19 protein-coding genes are annotated in these 22062 nt (G+C 42.5%); 15 read left to right on the top strand and 4 right to left on the bottom strand.

What is annotated here, in order from left to right:
• Positions 1 to 65 precede the first annotated feature (65 nt).
• From VB073_RS05125 to VB073_RS05115, 3 genes are all read right to left on the bottom strand, one after another.
• Positions 66 to 494: a PepSY-like domain-containing protein gene (locus VB073_RS05125; RefSeq protein WP_323403068.1), complete on the bottom strand. Its 429-nt coding sequence runs from the start codon at positions 492 to 494 to the stop codon at positions 66 to 68.
• Between the two features lie 87 nt (positions 495 to 581).
• Positions 582 to 1754, bottom strand: a complete 1173-nt coding sequence (locus VB073_RS05120) for a serine hydrolase (protein WP_323403067.1) — start codon at positions 1752 to 1754, stop codon at positions 582 to 584.
• Positions 1755 to 1768: 14 nt separating this feature from the next.
• Positions 1769 to 2536 carry a phosphatase PAP2 family protein gene (locus VB073_RS05115; protein ID WP_323403066.1) on the bottom strand — a complete coding sequence of 256 codons (768 nt, stop codon included), beginning with the start codon at positions 2534 to 2536 and terminating at the stop codon, positions 1769 to 1771.
• A 194-nt stretch (positions 2537 to 2730) separates the two neighbouring features.
• Between VB073_RS05115 and VB073_RS05110 the strand changes: the two genes are divergently transcribed.
• From VB073_RS05110 to VB073_RS05085, 6 genes are read left to right on the top strand one after another with little or no spacing between them, the layout of a single operon-like run.
• The gene (locus tag VB073_RS05110) at positions 2731 to 3588 is read left to right on the top strand and encodes a phosphatase PAP2 family protein (RefSeq protein WP_323403065.1); all 858 of its coding nucleotides are present in this window, start codon (positions 2731 to 2733) and stop codon (positions 3586 to 3588) included.
• Positions 3545 to 5098, top strand: a complete 1554-nt coding sequence (gene eptA / locus VB073_RS05105) for a phosphoethanolamine--lipid A transferase EptA (protein ID WP_323403064.1) — start codon at positions 3545 to 3547, stop codon at positions 5096 to 5098. Before VB073_RS05110 ends, eptA begins: the two co-directional genes overlap by 44 nt.
• A gap of 55 nt (positions 5099 to 5153) precedes the next feature.
• The gene (locus VB073_RS05100; protein WP_323403063.1) at positions 5154 to 7568 is read left to right on the top strand and encodes a TonB-dependent receptor domain-containing protein; all 2415 of its coding nucleotides are present in this window, start codon (positions 5154 to 5156) and stop codon (positions 7566 to 7568) included.
• 36 nt (positions 7569 to 7604) lie between these two features.
• Positions 7605 to 8027 (top strand): EamA family transporter, encoded by a 423-nt coding sequence (locus VB073_RS05095; protein ID WP_323403062.1) that lies wholly within the window; start codon positions 7605 to 7607, stop codon positions 8025 to 8027.
• Between the two features lie 13 nt (positions 8028 to 8040).
• Positions 8041 to 8715 carry a response regulator transcription factor gene (locus VB073_RS05090; protein WP_323403061.1) on the top strand — a complete coding sequence of 225 codons (675 nt, stop codon included), beginning with the start codon at positions 8041 to 8043 and terminating at the stop codon, positions 8713 to 8715.
• Positions 8703 to 9992: a HAMP domain-containing sensor histidine kinase gene (locus tag VB073_RS05085; protein WP_323403060.1), complete on the top strand. Its 1290-nt coding sequence runs from the start codon at positions 8703 to 8705 to the stop codon at positions 9990 to 9992. Before VB073_RS05090 ends, VB073_RS05085 begins: the two co-directional genes overlap by 13 nt.
• 2 nt (positions 9993 to 9994) lie before the next feature.
• On the opposite strand, the gene VB073_RS05080 is transcribed toward VB073_RS05085, so the two are convergent.
• The gene (locus VB073_RS05080; RefSeq protein WP_323403059.1) at positions 9995 to 10750 is read right to left on the bottom strand and encodes an isoprenylcysteine carboxylmethyltransferase family protein; all 756 of its coding nucleotides are present in this window, start codon (positions 10748 to 10750) and stop codon (positions 9995 to 9997) included.
• Between the two features lie 121 nt (positions 10751 to 10871).
• Between VB073_RS05080 and VB073_RS05075 the strand changes: the two genes are divergently transcribed.
• The 9 genes from VB073_RS05075 to VB073_RS05035 all read left to right on the top strand — a co-directional run bounded on the left by VB073_RS05075 (position 10872) and on the right by VB073_RS05035 (position 22055).
• The gene (locus tag VB073_RS05075) at positions 10872 to 11045 is read left to right on the top strand and encodes a hypothetical protein (protein ID WP_323403058.1); all 174 of its coding nucleotides are present in this window, start codon (positions 10872 to 10874) and stop codon (positions 11043 to 11045) included.
• A 220-nt stretch (positions 11046 to 11265) separates the two neighbouring features.
• Positions 11266 to 13206, top strand: a complete 1941-nt coding sequence (locus VB073_RS05070; protein WP_323403057.1) for a carbohydrate-binding domain-containing protein — start codon at positions 11266 to 11268, stop codon at positions 13204 to 13206.
• Positions 13207 to 13307: 101 nt separating this feature from the next.
• On the top strand, positions 13308 to 14450 hold the full coding sequence (locus VB073_RS05065) for a sensor histidine kinase (protein WP_323403056.1): 1143 nt from the start codon (positions 13308 to 13310) through the stop codon (positions 14448 to 14450).
• Positions 14447 to 15166, top strand: coding sequence for a LytTR family DNA-binding domain-containing protein (locus VB073_RS05060; RefSeq protein ID WP_323403055.1), 720 nt, complete (start codon positions 14447 to 14449; stop codon positions 15164 to 15166). Before VB073_RS05065 ends, VB073_RS05060 begins: the two co-directional genes overlap by 4 nt.
• Positions 15167 to 15205: 39 nt before the next feature.
• Positions 15206 to 15553, top strand: coding sequence for a hypothetical protein (locus VB073_RS05055; protein ID WP_323403054.1), 348 nt, complete (start codon positions 15206 to 15208; stop codon positions 15551 to 15553).
• A gap of 156 nt (positions 15554 to 15709) precedes the next feature.
• Positions 15710 to 16810 carry an efflux RND transporter periplasmic adaptor subunit gene (locus tag VB073_RS05050; RefSeq protein ID WP_323403053.1) on the top strand — a complete coding sequence of 367 codons (1101 nt, stop codon included), beginning with the start codon at positions 15710 to 15712 and terminating at the stop codon, positions 16808 to 16810.
• 4 nt (positions 16811 to 16814) lie between these two features.
• Positions 16815 to 19898 carry a CusA/CzcA family heavy metal efflux RND transporter gene (locus tag VB073_RS05045; protein WP_323403052.1) on the top strand — a complete coding sequence of 1028 codons (3084 nt, stop codon included), beginning with the start codon at positions 16815 to 16817 and terminating at the stop codon, positions 19896 to 19898.
• Complete coding sequence (locus tag VB073_RS05040) at positions 19895 to 21193, top strand: TolC family protein (RefSeq protein WP_323403051.1); 1299 nt, start codon at positions 19895 to 19897, stop codon at positions 21191 to 21193. Before VB073_RS05045 ends, VB073_RS05040 begins: the two co-directional genes overlap by 4 nt.
• A 190-nt stretch (positions 21194 to 21383) precedes the next feature.
• Positions 21384 to 22055, top strand: coding sequence for a DUF3800 domain-containing protein (locus tag VB073_RS05035; RefSeq protein WP_323403050.1), 672 nt, complete (start codon positions 21384 to 21386; stop codon positions 22053 to 22055).
• Positions 22056 to 22062 lie beyond the last annotated feature (7 nt).

The raw sequence follows: 22062 nt of genomic DNA, 5'->3' as shown, positions 1-22062 counted from the left end.
TGTAATACTAATAGACAGGGCATGCCCTGTCTATTAGTATGGTCAAATTTCTGTATTCTAAAGTCTTACTTACTTTTAGAAATCAGGTTCCCGTCAGCATCAAAAATGTAATCGGAACCATCAATTTCGGCTTCGTAAGTTTTTACGTCGTTTGAATCGGTTATCTTGGTGATTTCCTTGATTTTCTTGCCGGGGAAAGTCTGTGTTATATAATCCAACGCTGCCTGAGGAAAATCGGCGGTGGTAATTTCTTCTTCAATCTCTTTCAGCATACCCTCCGCAGAAAAAGTTACGCTTGTTTGTTTGCCGTTATTTTTGAATCCGGCTTCCCATGAACCATCTTTTTCATGATCCCAATCGATTTTTTTGATGGCAGGATACATCTTGCCCATTGCCGATAGAACCGGCTGCGGGACATTTTTGCTCTCATTACAGCTTGTAAAGGCAAGGAATGCCACCAATCCTAGAATACTTAAGAATGTTGTTTTCATCATTAATCTGTTTTTAAGTTGACATAAATCAGTATATTATTAATACTTATCATAGTTTTGAACTAAACGGGATTGGAGTTGAGAATTATGTTACAACTGGTCGATAATCTGCAGCATAATACTTTTCCAATAGTTGGGTTGATAGCTATACCCGCTTTTGCCAAATCTGACTATAATCACATTGTGTGCCGGATATAGATATATAAATTGACCATACAATCCGACAGAAAAGAAACTGCCATACTTTACAGGACCGATCCCCATATTATAACCATAGGTCATTTTGCCACCATTTTTGATGGATGGTGTTGTGGCTTCGTGGATAAATTCTTCGGGAATAACTTGTTTCCCGTTCCAGCTGCCCTTGTTAAGTAATAATCTGCCAAATTTGGCAAAATCCATTGTCCTTGCATTCAGGCAGCAGAAAGCTTTTTCGATAGCCAGGGTGTCATTCCGGTCGGTATTCCACGTGGCGGGGGCCGTAGTGCCAATTTGTGTCCATATCTTCTGTTCAAGATACTGGCTGATACTCATTTCGGTTGTGCGTTCAAGAATAAGGGCAAGCAGCATTGTGTTCTCGCTTTGATAATCGTAATGTTGTCCCGGTGGTTCCTTCACGTTCAGATTCAATGAACGTTTACGAAGGTTTTCCGTATAATAGAATTCTGCATTGTCGGACCACGGGTTGAACATTTCTTTTGAGAATTTGATGCCTGATGTATGTTGTAACAGGTTTTGTATGGTAATTGGGCGAATATCGGGTTTGTCAGATAGTTCAGGAAAAAAGTCGGCAATGGATTGGTGGACACTTTTTATTTTTTCTTCATGGATGGCAATGCCTATCAGCATTGTTACGAATGATTTGGCAATCGAAAAACTGGTTACATTGGTCTGGTTGGTAACATCGGGAGCGTAATATTCGTATAGTACCGTATCGTTCCTGATAATGGCAAAGGAGAGGGTTTTATGTAATTTTACAAATTCATCCAGAGGTACTGCGGTAGCATCAATCATTTTATCATCGATAAGCACGTTAATAGCATTTTCAGCCTGATCTTCATTGATGAAGTGAAAGGGTGGCACAATAGAGTCATTATGAATGGTTCTGAAACTGCTTTTTACTGCATCACTTTCCTTGGGAATACCTCTTGATATTGGGCGCATATAGTCTCGAAAAGATGAACAGGAGGTTGCCGACATTGCCAGTATGATAATACTGAAAAAAGTGGGTGAGGATTTCAACACTGTTATAATATTTGACATGGGATGTAATATTATTAAAACGAATATGCCAATCCTATTCCGTAATTATCCATACCGATTGAGGGTACTAAAATCAGATTATTAGAATTGTCTTTTATCCTGAACAGTTTATGGAAAACCGGAAGCAGTAGATATCCGGCTTCGGCGCTTAACATGCCAACGCCCGCCCCGGCAACGACATCACTTAGCCAATGCCTCTTGTTCAAAACCCGCATGACTCCTGTTCCGGTAGCGACTGCATAACCGGCGACTCCTATCCACGGGGAAACATCTTTATACTCCTTATAAAGGATATGCGCTCCGACGAAGGCGGAGGCGGTATGGCCGGAAGGAAAGGCTCTCTTGTTCGACCCGTCCGGACGTTCAACACCGAAAGCCTTTTTCATGTTACCTACTGTTTGGCCCATGATAATATAGGATGTCGCTACTATGAATGTCCTGTCCCTGAAGTTGTGCGCTGCTTTTATTCCTACCAGATCAAGCGTATATAACGGCACAAACTGTGTAAATTGAGTGTAATCGTCAATATGAGTCTTACCAGGAAAATTTTTACTTACTGTTTCATGTACACTATGATCTAATTGTTGTAACGGTTTGCTAATCCTTGTTATGAGTCCGTATGATACCAGAATAGAGGGGATAATGAATTTTGAGTAGGATGCATCTTTCAACCTGGTCACGTTTTTCACGGGTAGCTTTATGCCTGTTGTATCTGCCTCTTGCGCAATAACACCCGGGATGAGAACAATCGTGAGAATAAGAACTGCAAGTGTCCGTTTCATTATTTCCTGAATTAATCTCCTGCAAAAAAAGAGATTGATTTCGCAGAAATTTTGAATTTTCCCGGCAGTTAAAATAATGAGTGGTCAGCGACACCGTGTGCAGTAGAAACGAATCATAATAATGTTTTCGCATATCTCAAATATTCAAAATTTCTACAAAATTGAATGCAATATTTGCATCCTAAAAAAGTATAATGAACACCCATGTTATTCAGAACTATGCAAGACTTAAACCTGGTCTGTTTTTTTTACCTCTCTTTCTGATAATGGCCATTGTTTTCTTTCTGTATAGCAGACATGCCCTGAATGTTGATGAATATATACGGATTCAAGAGGAGAGTTTCTTCTCTATCAACCATTATCTTGGGCAGTATACTTATCTTGAATCCAATCTTACCCAATTCGGGGATGGATTGGTTTTTCTTGCATTGTTAAGTATGCTTGTATTGTATGCCCCCAAATTATGGGAGTCACTGGCATCGAGCATGCTGGTTTCGGTCATTTTTTCTGCTTCATTGAAAAAGATATTTGCAGTACCACGTCCAGCAGCGGTATTGGACAATGATAGTTTTTTCATTATAGGGCGAAGATTGGCAGGGTACAGCAGTTTACCTTCGGGACATGCAATCACCATCTTTTTAGTGCTTACGGTACTACTGTTTGCCTTTATGCCCAGGGGATTGAACTATAAGATATTATGGTCATCCTTCATTGTTATTACGGGACTGATCCTGGCCTCTTCCAGAGTAGGAGTAGGTGCACATTATCCGTTGGATGTCGTTTCCGGAAGTATTATCGGGTATATTTCCGGACTTTTGGGCATTTTCATCAGCCGGAAATATAAAATCTGGGGTTGGTTTGACGATAAAAAATATTATCCGTTTTTTATCGTGTTGTTTCTGGTGGGTTGTGTCATTCTGGTTTTCAAGATAATGAATGCAAATCTGGTCGTATATTATTTGTCATTCATCAGCCTGATTATTTCGCTATATAAAATCATTCAAATATATGTTAGAAGTTTTAAAAAAAGTCCTAAGGAAACTATTCAATAATAACATGCAGGTAGTCCGTTTTGCCTTGTTGATGAGTTTTCTGAATTTTGTATTCTTTCATTACCCATTCTTTAAATTTATCTTTGAAAACGTCGATTATAAGAGTCTTAACGGCATAATTCTTGTTATTAGCCTGATCATTGCGGTGCTGGTCGTAAATGCCTTTGTTTTCTATCTGGTACTTTATCTCTCGCGGATTGTCGGGAAATCCCTCTTGATTCTGTTCTTTATTCTCAATGCTGTTTCAGTGTATTTTATCAATACTTACAGTACCATCATAGATGAAAGCATGATCGGTAATGTGTTCAATACCAATTACGAAGAGGCAAGCGGATTTTTCTCTTTTACACTGATATTGTATGTCATCCTGCTCGGTATCATTCCTGCCATTTATATCATTAAGACGAAAATAGTAAAAGCTCCATTCAAGAAATTCATAGCTACCTCTTCGCTTGCCTTATTGTTTATCATCCTTCTGGTAGCTGCCAATGCGAACAATTTACTCTGGGTCGACAAGAATGCAAAACAACTGGGGGGACTTGTGATGCCGTGGTCTTATACCGTAAACACTTCCCGTTTTTATGTCCATAAATACCGGAGTAATAAGAAAGAAATCATGTTACCGGATGCCACTATAAAAGACAATGAAAAAGCGGTCGTAGTGCTGGTCATCGGTGAATCAGCGAGGATGCAGAATTTCTCACTGTATGGCTACGGGAAAAACACCAACCCGTTCCTTTCGCAAACATCGAATGTGTTCCATTTTCCCGCGACTTCCTACGCTACTTATACCACCGCCACCGTAAAATGTATTTTGGAACACGCCAATACCAATGATCTGTATGAAATCTTACCCAATTACCTGTACAGGAACAATGTTGAGGTTGTCTGGAGAACGACCAATTGGGGAGAACCTCCCGTCCATATTGAAAAGTATCAAACCATGGATTCATTGAGACAGCATTGCGAAGGAGAAGGATGTGATTACGATGAAATTCTCCTGGCGGGACTAAAGGAACAGGTATTGGCGAGCAATAAAAATAAGGTATTGATCATTCTGCACACAAGTACAAGTCATGGCCCTACCTATAGCAAGAAATATCCTCCCCGGTTTGAAGTCTTCAGACCTGTTTGCAATAGTGTTGAACTGGGAGAATGTTTTCCGGAAGAACTGATCAACGCGTATGATAACACGATTGTTTATACCGATTATATTCTGCACAGGATCATTGAAGAATTGGAACAGTTAAGCGAGTATAAAAGCACGATGATGTATGTTTCCGATCATGGGGAGTCGTTGGGGGAAAAGAATTTGTATATGCACGGTGTACCGATGAGTATTGCACCTAAAGAACAATATGAAATTCCGTTCATCGTTTGGGTGTCCGATGGTTCAAAGGAGCTCAAGCCAAATGAAATATTGTCACAACACCACGTATTCCATAGTGTATTGAACTTTTTAAACATTGAAAGTCCAGTTTATAACGAAGAAATGAACATCTTTAAATAATCGACATTCAAATTTTCTACAGAATCGAGTTCCATATTTGCACTCAAAAAAGGAGATGAGCAGATTTTTAATTGTGATTTTAGTAGTATTTGCATCCATTCACTGTGTAGCACAACAATCGGTTGTTTCGGGTCAAATCATCGATGAAAAGAGCAAAGAAATCATTCCATATGCGACAATAGTAGTCTCCAAGAAAAGTACGGGAGATATGGTGACAGGCGCCATGAACGATGAAGAGGGGCGGTTTTCCTTTACCGGATTACCTATCGGTGAATATGACGTACAAGTCTCCTTTGTAGGGTACGAAAGTAAAAAAGTCGGATTGGTGGTTGGAGAGTTGAACAGTGTGTATAACCTGGGAAAGATCGCGCTTGCCCAATCGACCATCATGCTCGATGAAGTGCAGGTAACGGAGGAACGACAATCAATCAGCAAGAGTCTGGACAAAAAAAGTTTTGATTTGGCCGACAATATTTCCCAGTCCGGAGGTTCCCTCCTGGACGCGATGGCCAACCTGCCCGGTATATCTATCGACCAGGAGGGAAAAGTGTTATTGAGGGGTAGTGACAAAGTGGCCGTGTTGATTGACGGGAACCAGTTTGCCATCACCGGTTTCGGGAATCAGAAAGGATTGGATAATATCCCGGCTTCCAATATCGAAAGGATTGAGATCATCAACAATCCTTCGGCCAAACACGATGCTTCAGGAATGGCAGGTGTGATCAATATCATTTATAAGAAGGAACGGCAGACCGGATTTAATGGTGATGTCGGATTAAGCGCAGGTTTGGGTGCATTGACTAAACGCAAGAGAGACCTTCCATCCACTCTCGGGAGCTATAACATAAATCCAAAGGTTATCCCCTCGCTGAACCTTAACTATAAGACATCCAATGTAAATTTATTTTTGCAAACGGAAGTGATGCGCCAGCGGAACTTACCTAACAATGAATTTACCACCCGACACTATACAGATGGTGGGTCTATCCTCTCACAGATACCGGAAAATAGGATGCAAACCCATTATCTTGTAAAAGGAGGTCTCGACTGGCAGATTAACGAACGTAACAGCTTCTTAGTCTCGGGTGTGTATGACTTCGAAAACCATGTGGACAAAGCCGACGTCGGCTTTTTCAATCAAGAGAATATAGAACGCAACCGTAGATGGCAATGGTATGAGCACGAAACTACGGGATTGGCCAATGTCACCGGTGCATTTACTCATCAGTTTGTCAACCCGGGACAGGAATTGAAAGCAACCTTACAATATATCCGTGGCTGGGAGAATGAGAAATACTTCCTGAATGAAACCTCATCCTACCGTGTAGGAGGGGATACCACTCATGTGATTGCAAAGGAGCATGTCATCCAGCTGACGATAGATTATATTCAGCCAACATCCAACGGTCGTATTGAAGCCGGAGCAAAAGGACAGGTACGGCGTCTACCCGTGACGTACGATGTTTATAAAGGAGATAAGTCCGTTATCTATCCCGGGTTGGGTGACTGGTCGGACTGGGGCGAAGATATCACAGCCCTCTATGCGAACTGGGTGATGGAGACTTCGAAAATAGATCTCGAACTTGGGTTGAGGGGTGAATATACCCGTATCTTTTATGATATTTCGCCGGATAACATTTATTATCCCTCCAATGACAAATATGAGTATTGGAAATTGTACCCGAACGTCCGCCTGACATGGAGGATCAATGAGCTGAACCGGCTCTCCGCCTTTTACAATCGCCGTATTGACCGGCCGGGCGAAGCGGAATTGAGGATATTCCCGAAATATGACGATCCCGAATTGCTGAAGGTGGGGAATCCCTACCTGCGTCCCCAATTTACACATAATTTTGAACTGGCTTACAAGTATTTCTGGAAAACCGGTTCTATATTCCTTTCGGCATATTATAAGATTACTCTCGATCCCTATTTCCGGATATATGCGATTGATGAACAGAGTAAGGAGTATGATATCATCAACAAGGTCTATGAGAATACCGGTAAGAACAGGAATATCGGAATGGAATTGATTGCGGAGCAGAAAATCAATGATTCCTGGAAGATGTCCGGAAGTTTCAACTTCTTCCATAATCATATAGCCGCCTACGATGGAATTCTTTATTTTCCCTACGAACGTCCCTTCTCCCTGCCTGAAAATGATGACAACACCTGGTATGCAAAAATGAATCATCAATATAATATCGGAAAAAGTTGCCAGATTCAACTTTCCGGCGTATATTTCGCCCTGATGAATATACCTCAGGGAAGACGTGCAGCCCGAGGAGGCATCGATATGGGGTTCAGGAAGAACTTCCGTGGAGACAAGATTGAATTACTAATCTCGATGAGGGATATCTTCAATACGATGGGAATTAAGGAAACGGTGTATAATACCGGCTTTGAAGCTATTTATGAAAACTTTTATGAGACACAGGTAGTGACGGCTGGAGTGAAGGTGAAGTTTTAGACGAGACGAACTCAAGTAATCGTAATGGAAAAGAGTATGTGGAAATATTATGCTATATTATCGGCCGTATTTGCGGCCCTTACGGCCATTTTTGCCAAGATAGGACTCAAGGATATAGATTCCAATCTGGCTACTGCCATCAGGACTGTGGTGATACTCCTTATCACGTGGGGAATTGTCTATTTCAGCCATACTATTCACGGAATAAAGGAGTTGAGCGGGATGAATTGGCTGTTTCTAATCCTTTCAGGAGCAGCGACAGGCCTTTCATGGTTGTTTTATTTCAAGGCCCTACAGTTGGGTGATGCCTCGAAAGTGGTGCCCATCGACAAGTTGAGTGTAATCTTCGCCATCATGCTGTCTTTCCTGATTTTGAAAGAACCCGTTAGTTGGAAAGTGCTTCTGGGAGGTTTGCTGATTACGGGTGGAGCACTTGTCATCCTGATGGATAAACAGTAATCCTGTTATTTCGATGAAGATACTGGTGATAGAAGATGAACGGGAGCTCTCGCAAAATATCGTGGATTACCTCTCAGCAGATGATTACTTGTGTGAGCAAGCTTATAATTTTGCCGAAGCCGAAGAAAAAATTGCCTTGTATGATTATGATTGCATCCTGCTTGATTTGAATCTACCCGGCGGCGAAGGTCTTGCAATTTTGGAAGAGGTAAAACAGCGAAATGTGGATAGCGGAATTATTATTATTTCGGCAAGGGGAGCACTGGATGATAAAATTACCGGATTGAAAATCGGTGCCGATGATTATCTGGCAAAACCCTTTCCGCTTTCTGAATTGAGTATCAGGATATATGCCCTGATGAGAAGGCGACATTTTTCCAGTAACAATGTACTCCGGACAAATGAGTTGGAGATAGATCTTCTTTTAAAGTCGGTCAAGTCAAAAGGGATACCGGTAATTCTGACAAAATCGGAGTACGACCTGCTGTTATACCTTATCGGAAATAAGAACCGGGTAGTATCGAAGAATGCTATTGCGGAGCATCTTTCCGGTGATATGGCAGATATGCTGGACAATCATAACTTTGTGTATGCTCATATCAAGAACTTGAAATCAAAGTTAGCAGAAGCGGGATGCACCAATTGTATTAAAACCATTTATGCGACAGGATACCAATGGCTCGATTAAAATCACTCACTACTAAAAGCCTTTTCAGGTTTTTCATATTCACGGTAATTATCCTGCTGTGTTGCTTTCCCTTATTGTATATCCTTATGGAAAACAAGTATGCGGAGGATCTGGATGATCTGATAAGATTTCGCTCCAAAGAATTTATAAAACAAAAACTCCCTTCGTTTACTGTCCATGATATTGCGCAATGGAACAAGTACAATGAAGACCTTTATATACTTGCGTTTGACGAAGATCAACCACTGGGAATAGTCCGTCAGGAAGAATATTTTAATCAATCGGAAGGCCATGATATCGACTATCGTATATTGTATTCAGAAATCATAATTGAAGGGAACAAATATATTCTGGCATCGAGGGTACCGATGATTGAACCCGGAGATTTATATAGTATGCTCCTTACCCAATATGGAATATTATTTGCTATATTGCTCATCTCTTTGTCTATTGTTTATATCATTGTTTCCAGGCGGATGTGGAAGCCTTTTTATCATACACTTCAGAAGATGGAACAGTTTAACCTGGCATCGGGAAAAGAGCCCGAATTCGGATCTACCGATGTGAAAGAGTTCGTCAACTTGAATGAACAACTAAGCAAATTAATCCGTGAAAATTTAAAAATATACAGGCAACAGAAAGAATTTGTAGAGAATGCTTCCCATGAATTACAAACGCCATTGTCGGTTTTCCAGTCACAGATCGACATGCTTCTTCAACAGCCGGATTTGACGGAGACAGAGACCAATATCATTCAATCCCTTTATTCCTCTTCATCCCGGATGGCCAGATTGAATAAGAACCTGTTGTTATTGGCTAAAATAGATAACGAACAATTTCAACAGCGGGAAACGGTCGATTTGGCTGCAGTCTTGTTCGAGCAGCTAGCCCCTTTGAAAGAAAGGGCCGATAGTGAAGGTATTGTACTTGTAGTTGAGGAGATAAATCCATTGATAATCAGTGCCAATTTAATTCTTCTGGAGAGCCTTATCAATAACCTGATCGTAAATGCAATCAGGCATAATGTAAAAGATGTAGGAATTATTATAATAATCTTGAAAGACAATGTTCTCTCTGTTTCGAATACAGGGCAATTTGAACCTTTAAATCCGGATAAGATTTTCAGAAGGTTTAGCCGTACTTCAGAAGAGAAGAAAGGGAACGGATTGGGGTTGTCGATAGTACGACAGATTTGTCTGCTTCACCAATGGAAGATAAGATATGAATATAGAGGGAACAAACACTGTTTTAGTGTGGTATTTAGTGATGCCAATTGAAGCTATTTCCCGGTCTCATTCAGGAGACGGGTGTATTTCTTTAGGTATTTTAATATCAGGTACATGAGCCCTGTTAAGAGAGTCAATGCCAAAATCCAGTAATCGAAGTCTGTATCCCTGTCTATCAGTTCTCCCGTTACATTGAAAAAGGTGAAAATCAACAAGATGGCTGCCAGTCCGTTCTTTTCCTTTTTCAAGACTTTTTTCCAACTAAACCGATACTTTGGTTTGATAAATTTTTTGCGATTGAATGAGGGGATAAACGCTGGTGTTTTCTCTGCCCATTCTATGTAGGCAGTTCCAAATTTCTTTCTCAGGAATTGTTCTTCGGCAAACATAATCCTTTCATAATAGACCCAATAGGCAAGAATAAAAGCTATTGCAAACCAGAAATTTCCGGTCGTTAGTATAGCACCAAACCACATGAAAAAGTTTCCGATATAGAGCGGATGGCGTACAAGAGAGTAAATCCCTGTTGTGTTCAGGCTATCCGCTAACTGCCCTTTGGTATTTCTTCCTGATGTGTTTGAGGGTGTATACCCAACCGTATAAATCCTGATGACTAATCCGGACAGGCTTACCAACAGGCAGAGCCTTTCATAATAAATTTCGTAAGGTGTCTCTTCTAAGATGAATGTCTCGTAGAGTTCAGATCTTAAATGCAAAATCGTACCAATCAACAGAATAATTAACGGTAAGTAGCTCCTGTGCTTGAAAAGCCAGTTGCCTTGTCTTTCTAATTCTTCCTGGAGTGCCATGTATATAACTTTTTGTCACGTAATTTTGCGGCTGAATTTTGAAGAAATTCTGAAATAACGGGAAAAAATCAACCGAAACCACCGAGCGATTAGAGTAAACTCTCATTTATAGATTAAAAAAATGGATGTATACCTGGATTATAATGCAACTAGTCCTGTCAACCCGAGTGTTTATCAGGAAATAGTCCCTTATTTGACGATAGAGTACGGCAATCCCTCAAACACCTATGCCCTCGAGTTCATGCAAACGGAAAAATCGCAATCTATACTTGTACTCTTACTTCCGACAACTTAATGGTGAATAAAATTTCAGATGAGATTGCGATTGTAGGAACTGTTGTAGTATCTAATCTGGGAATTGAGCGAATTATCTTAAAAAGAACCTTTCGAATGAGTTGCAATACAACGATCTCCTACGTTCATTGATAAAAAAGTGCTGTTAATTGATTTCTTTACTGTAAAAAAAGCGTTGTTACTATATTTGCGATGAAACTAATTATAAATAATAACGCATTATGAAAAAGAATTTATTGATTATATGCTTGAGTCTTACCGTACTGATGATGTACGCTTGCAGTAAGGATGATTTTGGAGAACTTGATCTGGAAGAAACGGAACAGACTGACCCGGATACTGATACTGATCCCGAGGAAGACCCCGAAATACCTGAGGATCCCGGTAGTACGGACGACGATGATCTCAATCCGAATTCCCAAAGTATTAGTTTTGAAAATGCTGTTTCAATTGCATTCACTTTGAGTGGTGCAACAATCTCCAATCCGTTTGAAAATAAGGGTGTAGTCGTAGAAAACGATAATGGAAATATTGTCATTACTTCTACTGTTTCTGGAACAATACTGAACTATGTGCTTTCAGGGATAATTGCCGACGGATCGGTGAAGATCTATGGCAATGAGAAATTCGGACTGGTATTGAACGGCGTCGGAATAACCAAGCCGGATGGTGCTGCGATAAATATTCAAAGCAAAAAAAAATGTACCGTAACTATTATTGATAAGACCAATAACAGACTTATTGATGGAGCTAAATACACCCTCACCGACGGAGAAGATATGAAAGCAACCTTCTTCAGCGAAGGAGATCTCGAATTCAACGGGAATGGCAACCTTGAGATTAGAGGGAAATATAAACATGGACTTGCGTCGGATGGTGAACTGGCAATCACGGGAGGATCCATCCATATTAAAGAAGCAGCGAGTGATGGGATCCATACCAATGACGCTGTCTCTATTTCAGGAGGTGTCCTGACAATACGTTCCACCAGTGATGGAATAGACAGCGAAAGTAGCAAAGCGCCTATTTCAATTACCGGCGGGGATATAACTATCGTGACGACCGGTGACAAAGGCCATGGTGTCAAGACAAAACAAAATGTAGAGATTGAGTCGACCGGAAAGGTAGATATTACCACTTATGGTGCAGCATCAAAAGGAATTAAACCATCAGGAGATATCTTGATCCGTAAAGGGAATATTGGACTGAATACTGCCGGGCATGCCATTTGGGATACAGACGATAACGATATCTCTTCAGCGGCAGGCATTAAATGCGACGGCAATTTCCTGATGGAAGAGGGAACTCTTACGGTGCTAAGTACAGGTAAGGGTGGCAAAGGGATCAGTGCCGACGGTACGCTGGTCATTAACGGAGGAACTGTATCGGTGACTACCACCGGCGACCAGTATATTTATGATACCAATAACGATACGGCAGCCAAGGGGATAAAAAGCGACGGAAACCTGACGATTAACGGAGGTTCCATCAAAATACGTACTTCCAGGACCGAGGCTGAAGGATTGGAAAGTAAGGCCACTCTTACTATAACCGGGGGAGAAGTGGATATAGAAGCCTACGACGATGGTATCAACGCAACCACCCATATACAAATAGACGGAGGGAATATATATTGCAACAGCACCACCAACGATGCAATTGACTCGAACGGTACACTTACGGTCAGCGGAGGTGTCGTCATTGCAGCAGGAGCTACCCGACCGGAAGCAGGATTTGATTGTGATAACAACCGTTTCTCCATTACCGGCGGTACCCTGATAGGTCTTGGAGGATCGACAAGTAGCCCCACTGCCAATTCCAGTACCCAGCGGTCATTGATCTTTAACGCCTCCACGACTGGTATTCAGGTCATACGCATAGAAGCCACGTCGGGCGGAAAAGAAGTCTTGACTTTCAAGTTACCCAAAACATATTCATCGCAGATGACCATGCTTTTCAGCAGTCCGGCCCTCACGGCAAATACGGGATACACCATCTACACCGGTGGATCTATATTGGGTGGATCTAATTTTCATGGTTTCTATACCGGAGCAACCTATACCAAAGGTACCGCTGCCGGAACATTCACGACCGGATCAGCTGCTGGTGCAGTTAGTACAGTAGGTACCGCTCAAGGTCCTGGAGGAGGATGGCGTCTATAGAGAATTTTGTTAATACTTCACACTCATAAACTGATAATACCGCTATTGTCTTATCTTTGCGTAGCAGCGGTATCTTTGCTCAAACAGAAACACAACAATAGATGGTTAATCGAAAACAATATGTACTCGAAAACCTGATATATGCCTTTATATGGCTTGTCTTGTTTATCATACCTTTGGCTGGTTACAGCTTTGAAGGGAGTATCCATTGGAATGACGTAAAAAGGTATTGGATAGGATTATTTCCTTTTGCATTACTTTTTTTGTTGAATAACTACCTGTTGATCCCTCTATTCCTTTTCCGAAAGAAACATCTGTTGTATATAGGTTTATTGCTCCTATCGGTCTTTTTTCTTTTTATTGCCAGACCATTGATAGCAGACGGTATAAATCCCTACCCACATCCAAAAAAAGAACAGATCTTCAAAAAAAGTAATGAAGATCATCTCTATGAGGAGAGAATAAAGCCATCTCCTTTTAAGGGACCTCCGCCCGGTGATAAGAAAAAAGGTCCGCCATCAATGCAATTTCCCAAGAAATGGGGGCCATACCTGAACGGATTGTTGATGGCGATGCTGGTAGCGGGATTTAATATAGCTATACGTCTTCTCTTTAAGTCCATCAACGATAATAAGCAACTCGATGAGTTGGAGAGACGGAATCTCCGCAATGAACTGAACTATCTGAAAGCACAGATAAACCCTCATTTTTTCATGAATACGCTCAATAACATTCATGCTTTGATCGATATTGATGGGAGAAAAGCAAAACGGGCGGTGGTCGAATTGTCTAAACTGATGCGATATGTGCTGTACGAGGCAGAAAAATCTTTTATTACACTGGAAAAAGAGATAGAATTCATTGAAAATTATATAGGGCTTATGCGGATACGATATACAGACGATGTGGAGATAATGTCTGTGTATCCACCGGAAATGCTTCATGCCCAGATACCTCCTTTGCTGCTGATCACATTAATAGAGAATGCTTTCAAGCATGGAATTAGCATAAGCGGTAAATCACATATCCATTCACGGATGTCGATTGAGAATGGTCATCTTCTTTATTCCGTAGTCAATACATCGTCCACAGAATCCCTCGATTCTGTTCCTGCAAGCGGGATGGGATTGGATAACCTGCGAAAGCGCCTGGAGTTGCTTTTCGGGAAGGATAACTATAATCTGGAAACATATAGCGGCAACGGAGTATTTATAGCAAACCTCGACATACCCATCAAAACATGAAAGTTAGATGTATAGCGATAGATGATGAACCCCTGGCACTCCAGCAATTGTCAAGATATATCCTTGAGACTGATTTTCTCGAGTTGACAGGGTCATTCCGTAATGGGCTGGTTGCGCAGAAGTGGCTTTCAGTGAATAGTACAGATGCCATATTCGTGGATATAGAGATGCCGGGACTTAACGGGTTGGACTTCATCCGGAGTATGAATCGAAAACCGTTGGTCGTATTTACTACCGCCCACTCCGAATATGCGTTGGAGGGCTTCAAAGTAGAAGCGACCGATTATCTTCTTAAACCGATCGATTATCAGGATTTTGTGCGTTCAGCGGAGAGGTTGTACAGACAGTATCTGTTAATGCAGGGGATAAAAGAGGGACAAGGAGGTAAGCACACCATCTTTGTCCGTTCGGAATATAAGACGATGGCTATCGATATTGCAGGGATTTTCTTTATCGAAAGTCAAAGTGAATATGTTCGTATATTTCTGGAAGACAAAAAGCCGATTATGAGCCTTGGTAGCCTAAAATCGTATCAGGAAACATTACCACCCGATCTGTTTTTTCGTGTACATCGATCTTACATTGTGAATATTTCTTTTATAAAATGTATTGAAAGGAAGCAGATAATTCTCCACAACGGGATGAGTTTACCTGTAGGTAAACTATACGAGAAAGAACTCAAAAAATATATCAATGAGAATATTCATAGGAAATAAACTTTAAAAACCTTACTTTTGCAAATCAAAAGCAAGGAGATGTCGCGAAGAAACAGGCAGATAATTAACTGGATCCTATTCTCAGTATTCACATTCTATTATGTGAATGTTTGTTTCTTTACCCATACCCATATCGTCAATGGTACCACCATTGTCCATTCCCACATACACAATAAAGCCCATACACAAACAGAGACACACACCGAGAGTGAGTTAACGCTGATCTCGGCGTTGTCTTCTTTTCATACTCTTTCGGCGAATGTAGGTGTAGTGGGTTTTGCTGTCTTCTTGTTATTGCAGGTCTTCCTACTGCCTCTCCTTGAGGAAAGAGTTATCTCTAATTTAACCACTTCTATCTCCCTACGGGCACCTCCTGCCTTGGTATAATGCATTGTTTTTCTTTCAGGTTGTATTTTCTCTCTATGGTTGTATTGCGACAATTTTATTGTACACCATAAGAGGTTAATATATTTATTATCAGTTAAATATACCACTGACTAACAGGGTGTATTCCATCATTTTATTTCAACATCATTATACCACATGAATAGAATAATCATATTTGCGGGGCTGTGCATGCTGCTGGCTTCGTGCAAACAGAATAACACAGCACAGGAGAGTGCTGAAGTGCAATATAAAGGCGATACCATCGTCGTGAAAGAAGATTCTCCCATTCTGGGGCAAATCGTGATCGAGAAAGTGCAATTGAGGGATTTCTCTGCCGGATTCAGGACAGTCGGAACTATTCGCCCCGTATCGGGTAAATATGCCGAGATCGCGCCTCCTTTTGCCGGACGCATCACAAAATCATTTGTCGAACTGGGAAGAAAGGTGAGTGCCGGTTCGCCGGTTTTCGAACTAAGCTCTTCCGAATTTTTTGAAGCTGTCAAAGTTTATTTTGCCGCCCAGTCGGCTAACGAAGTGGCACAAACCAATTATAATCGCCAGAGGGAATTAGAAGCCAATGGTGTGGCTTCGAAAAAAGAGTTGGAACTGGCGCGGAACGAAGCCAATATTGCCGCCAAGGAATGGGAACAGGCAAAGGCAACCCTACAGATTTTCAATATAGATGCCAGTTCACTGCAAATGGGGCAGGCCCTGAGAGTGGTGTCGCCCATCGCCGGTGAGGTAGTGAGATATGATATCACCATCGGAAGTTATGTAAAGGAGGATGCTGAGCCGCTGGCTGTCATTGCTGACTTGTCGACGGTATGGATTACCGCTTTGGTAAAAGAGAGAAATTTCGGTACCATTAAAAAGGGGGAAAAGGTAGAGGTATTCACCGACGCACATCCCGGGACAGCTATTCCGGGTACGATCTACCATGTAGGTGAGATGCTGGATGTGGAGACCCGATCGCTGGAGGTGATCATTGCTTGTGATAATGCCGACAGGCAATTGAAACCGGGTATGTTCTGCAAGGTGCACTTCCTGAGTTCTCCGGCAAAATCCATTGTCCTGCCTGCCACCGCCATCATGCAGGAGCAGGAGAATGATTATGTGCTAGTCGAGGCTTCGAAAGGCCAATATCTCCGTCGTAAGGTGCAGACCGAAACGGTCAGTATGGATGAGGTACTTGTCTTGAGTGGTATCGAAGAGGGTGAAAATGTGGTAGCCAAGGGTGGAATTTTTCTAAATATGTAGATCGATGGAAAAACTGATGAATACCCTTATTCAACGTCGCTGGTTGATGCTGACGATATTTATTATCCTGTCGGCTATCGGAATCTATGCCTGGCGGCAACTTGCCATTGATGCTTATCCTGACATCGCCGATGTGTCAGTGGGTGTGGCCACCCAGGTGCCGGGATTGGCCGTTACCGAGATAGAACAACAGATCACCATTCCGCTCGAACGGGAACTCAATGGCATTCCCCGTCTGAAGATCATGCGGAGCAAGAACTTTTTCGGACTCTCTAAAATTACGCTTGTCTTTGAAGACGGCACAGACGATTACTGGGCACGGCAAAGGGTACTGGAACGGATCAATGATATCGACCTACCTTTCGATGCGCAGCCGGGGCTCGATCCGCTGACATCACCCACGGGAGAGATTTACCGGTATGTGGTCAAAGGGAACAAGAGCCTGCGTGAATTGACCGAACTCAATCACTGGGTGATTATCCCCCGCCTGAAACAGATCCACGGTATTGCCGACGTGTCCAACTTTGGTGGCATCACAACCCAGTTTCAGATAGAGATTGATCCCAATATGCTGACGAAATACAACCTCTCGCTCAGCGAAGTGACGGAATCAATTGAACGTAATAATTCCAATGCCGGAGGAAGCACCTTCAGTCGTGGCGACCTGAGTTACGTAGTGCGTGGTGTGGGGCTTGTACAGGACTTGCAGGATATGGGTAATATCGTGGTGAAGACTGTCTCCGGAGCGCCTGTCTATTTAAAAGACCTGGGCGAATTGAAGTACGGGAACCTTGAACGGAAAGGGATCATGGGTTATGTCGATAAAGAGATAGACTATGAGGACGGAGTGCAGGGCATGGTGCAACTGCTGCGCTATCAGAATCCTTCGTGGGTGCTGGAAGAGATACAGCAGGCGGTGGATGACCTGAACGAGAATATTCTGCCCAAAGATGTGCAGATCCATACCTTTTATGACCGTACTGAGTTAGTGGACGCCACCCTGCATACCATTTCCCATACCCTTTCGTTCGGGATCTTACTGGTGATAGGGGTATTGATTATTTTCCTGGGAAGTCCCAAAGGAGCATTACTGGCGACCATTACTATCCCCGTTTCGCTGCTGTTCGCTTTTATCCTGATGTGGCTGACCGATATTCCGGCCAACCTGCTTTCTCTGGGAGCCATCGACTTTGGTATTATCGTGGATGGTACCATTGTGATGATGGAGACGATCCTCAAGAAGCGGGAGGATAATCCGGGTGTGGAACTACAGGAGTCGAGCATTGCCAAACGGGCTGCTGAGGTGGCAAAGCCAATCTTGTTTGCAACCCTGATTATCATTGTGGCCTACCTGCCGCTATTCGCCTTCGACCGTGTGGAACGGAAACTCTTCACACCCATGGCATTCACACTTTGTTTTGCCCTGTTGGGTGCCCTTGCCTCGGCAATGATACTGATACCGGGGCTCGCCTTTGCGGTCTACAGAAAGCCACAAAAGGTATATCACAACCGTTGGCTCGAAAAGCTGACAGAAACATACAAGCGGCAGACGACAAAGATTATTGCGGCTCCGAAGAAGCTGATCGCTCCTATCACAGCGGTATTGACAGTAGTGATCGGACTATCCTTTTTTGTGGGAAAAGACTTTATGCCCGCGCTTGATGAAGGGAGTATCTGGATACAGGTGCAACTTCCTCCCGGTATGTCGCTTGAGAAATCTTCCGAGATGGCTACAGACCTCAGGGATAAACTCAAACACTTTGATGAAGTAACTTATGTGATGACCCAGACCGGTCGTGACGACGAAGGAGTATGTCCGTTCTCCTTTTCGCATATCGAAGTGATGATCGGGTTGAAACCCTATAAAACATGGAAAGATGGTCGTAAGAAATCAGACCTGGTCGATGATATGGCTGCGGTGATTGCTACGATGCCGGGCTATAGTGCAGGTTTCTCACAGCCGATTATTGATATGGTGATGGATCAGATCGCAGGGGCTCATAGCGACTTGGCGATCAAGATCTACGGAGAAAACCTGGCCGAAAGCCGCCGTATAGCCGAGCATTTGGTGAAAGTCATCGGTGAGGTGGATGGTGTGGCCGATGTAGGGATTATGGAAGAACCTTTCCTGCCGCAATTACAGATTGTAGCCGATCGTGATAAGATTGCCCAATACGGTTTGAATGTCTCGGATGTGGCTGAATTGATCGAGGTGGCTATTGGCGGAAAAGCCATTTCCCAGGTGTTTATCGGTAGCCGGGTATACGATGTGATCTGCCGTTATAATGAAGCGTCACGCGACACCCCCGAGAATATAGGAGCATTAATGCTTACTTCTGCCTCAGGCGCGAGGGTCCCTCTCTCCGCGGTAGCAGAGGTGAAGACGACAACAGGTCCCAGTATGATTTCCCGTGAGATGAACCAGCGTTTCACTACTGTGCGGATGAACCTGCGCGGCAGGGATCTCACTTCGTTTGTCAAAGAAGCGCGATCGACCATAGAAAGGGAGGTGAAGTATGATCACACCCAATTTCAACTTCACTGGGCAGGACAATTGGAAAACCAGCACCGGGCATTCGGCCGTCTGGCCGTTATCATGCCTATCACATTGGCGGTGATGTTCCTTCTGCTGTTTTTTACTTTCGGAAAGTTCCGCCAGGCCGGTCTGTTGATAGGGATGTTACCGCTGGCAGTTTTTGGGGGGATGTTGGCTTTGGTAGTCCGTGGGATGAGTTTCAATGTATCATCGGCAGTAGGATTTATCGCTCTGTTCGGGGTGTTTATCCAGAACGGTGTGATTATGATCTCCCATATTAATATCCTTCGGAAGAGGGGAGTCGAACTGAAAGAGGCTGTGATATCGGGTGCATCCCACCGGTTACGTCCGGTACTGATGACTGCTACTGTGGCGGTGTTGGGACTATTGCCGGCATCATTATCGACCGGTATCGGTTCCGACGTGCAGCGCCCGTTGGCGACGGTGATTGTATATGGATTGTTATTTGGAACCATCCTGATCCTCTATATTCTGCCGGCGTTCTATTACATGATGGAAAAAGGAAAACCCACTCAAACAACGAACCAATGACAAATAAGATATATTTTCTGAAATTATTCCTGGCAGTCATGTTATGCCTGTTGGCCGTCGTTGCACATGCGCAGGAGAAACCTACAGAGGACAAAAAGGTACTGACATTCACTCAATATCTGGAGAATGTGAAAAACTCCAATATCAGCTATCTGGCTGAAAAATATAATGTAAGTATTGCCGAGGCAGCGGTAAAAGCCGCAAAGGTGTTTCCCGACCCGGAATTGTCCGTTAGCTATGGAAATAACCAGAACTGGGATCTGCAAATGGGATATGGCGTGGATGCTGAGTTGAGTTACACCCTTGAATTGGGTGGTAAGCGGAAAGCCCGTATCCGGTTGGCACAAAGTGAGAAGGAGATGACCGAAGCGTTATTGGAAGATTATTTCCGCAACTTGCGGGCTGACGCGACCATCGCCTACTTCGAAGCATTGAAACAGAAGTCGCTATTGGAAATCCAACAATCCTCCTACCTGCAAATGGCCGGTTTGGCCCGTGCAGACAGTATCCGCTTCAAGTTGGGAGATATCACCGAAGTCGATGCACTGCAGTCCAAATTGGAAGCGGCGACCATGTTGAATGACTTGTATGAGAGTGTGGGAGAATTACACGATGCCTTGGTACAGTTGGCCTTGTTACAAGGAAGTGTGGATGCGGAATTGCCCCTTTCTGTTGTCGGCAATCTGGGTTACTACCAACGAGATTTTGATCTACCTGCATTGATCGTCGAGGCGCAAAACAACCGTGCCGACCTGCAGGCTGCCCTGAAGAGCAATGAAGTCTCACAAAATAACCTGCGACTGGCCAAAGCCAATCGTGCCATTGATCTGGGTATCAGTATAGGGGGTACCTACTCTTCTATTGTCAAGAATGAAATCGCACCGGCACCCGCTTTTAAAGGTGTTATGGCGGGGATCAGCATTCCTTTGAAATTCTCCAATGCCAACAAGGGAGAGTTGCGGGCTGCCCAGTTCGCTGCCCAACAACAGGAAAAGCAGTACGAAGCAGTGCAGCAACAGATCAGAGCTGAGGTAGTGCAAGCGTATCATCAATATATGACTGCCCGTCGCCAAGTGGAACAATTCAATACAGGATTGCTACAAGAAGCGGAGACCATCTTCCAGAAGAAGAAATACAGCTATGAACGGGGAGAAACCAGTATCCTTGAAGTGCTGAATGCGCAGCGAACCCATAACGAGGTGCAAGTAAGTTATAACGAAACCCTTTTCGGATGTGCTGCCGCCTTGGTTGAATTGGAACGAGCCTGCGGGATATGGGATATTGAGATGGATTGATAGAAATCCCATAAACGGTAATCCATTTATTTTTTACATATTATACTGTGAGTTACCTTTCAGTCTTTTATAACGTATTTATCTGAATTTAAGGGAATAATTTCTATATTTGCAGCAACAACAAAGGCAAATGCAATAATCGACATGGTAGTGATAAGCTTTTTCGGAACAGTATAATATCTTCTATAAAATGAATAAGACTTACAATTTTTATTGTGATGAAAGTACCCACATAGAGAATGATCATTTTCCATATATGATTTTATCTTTTGTAAGTACAGCCTATCATCAATTGAAAATACACAATGAAAAGATAAGGGGCATTAAGCGAAAACATTATCTAAAAGGAGAACTGAAATGGAGTAAGATTTCAAAGTCTCAATATGAATGTTATAAAGAAATTGTGGAATATTTTTTTGCAACAGATTTAAAATTCAGAGCTATAATTATTGATAAATCTAAATTGAAACACGGAGAGTTTGATCAGACTCATGGTGATTTTTATGATAAAATGTATTTTCAACTACTAAATAAAAGGTTAACTCCCACAGATACCTTTAATATTTATATCGATATTAAGGATACCTACTCTTATTTAAAAGCAAGGAATCTCAAAAAATACTTGGAAAGAGACTACATGAATGTCAGAACGTTACAGGTAATAAAATCGTATGAAAGTGAACTGATGCAACTCACGGATGTGCTAATGGGTGCTATTAACTATAAATTAAGAGGTTTGAATAAAGTCACGGCAAAGAATAAAATAATAGAGTTAATCGAAAAGAATTGTAATAAGTCGATTACACTACCTACTCCTCCGTATGAACAGAAATTTAATTTGTTTTTTATTGATTTAAAGTAATAATCTA

This window comes from Proteiniphilum sp. (assembly GCF_034927365.1).
In the GTDB taxonomy this organism is placed as follows: domain Bacteria; phylum Bacteroidota; class Bacteroidia; order Bacteroidales; family Dysgonomonadaceae; genus Proteiniphilum.
This window is presented reverse-complemented; position numbering and strand designations above follow the sequence as displayed.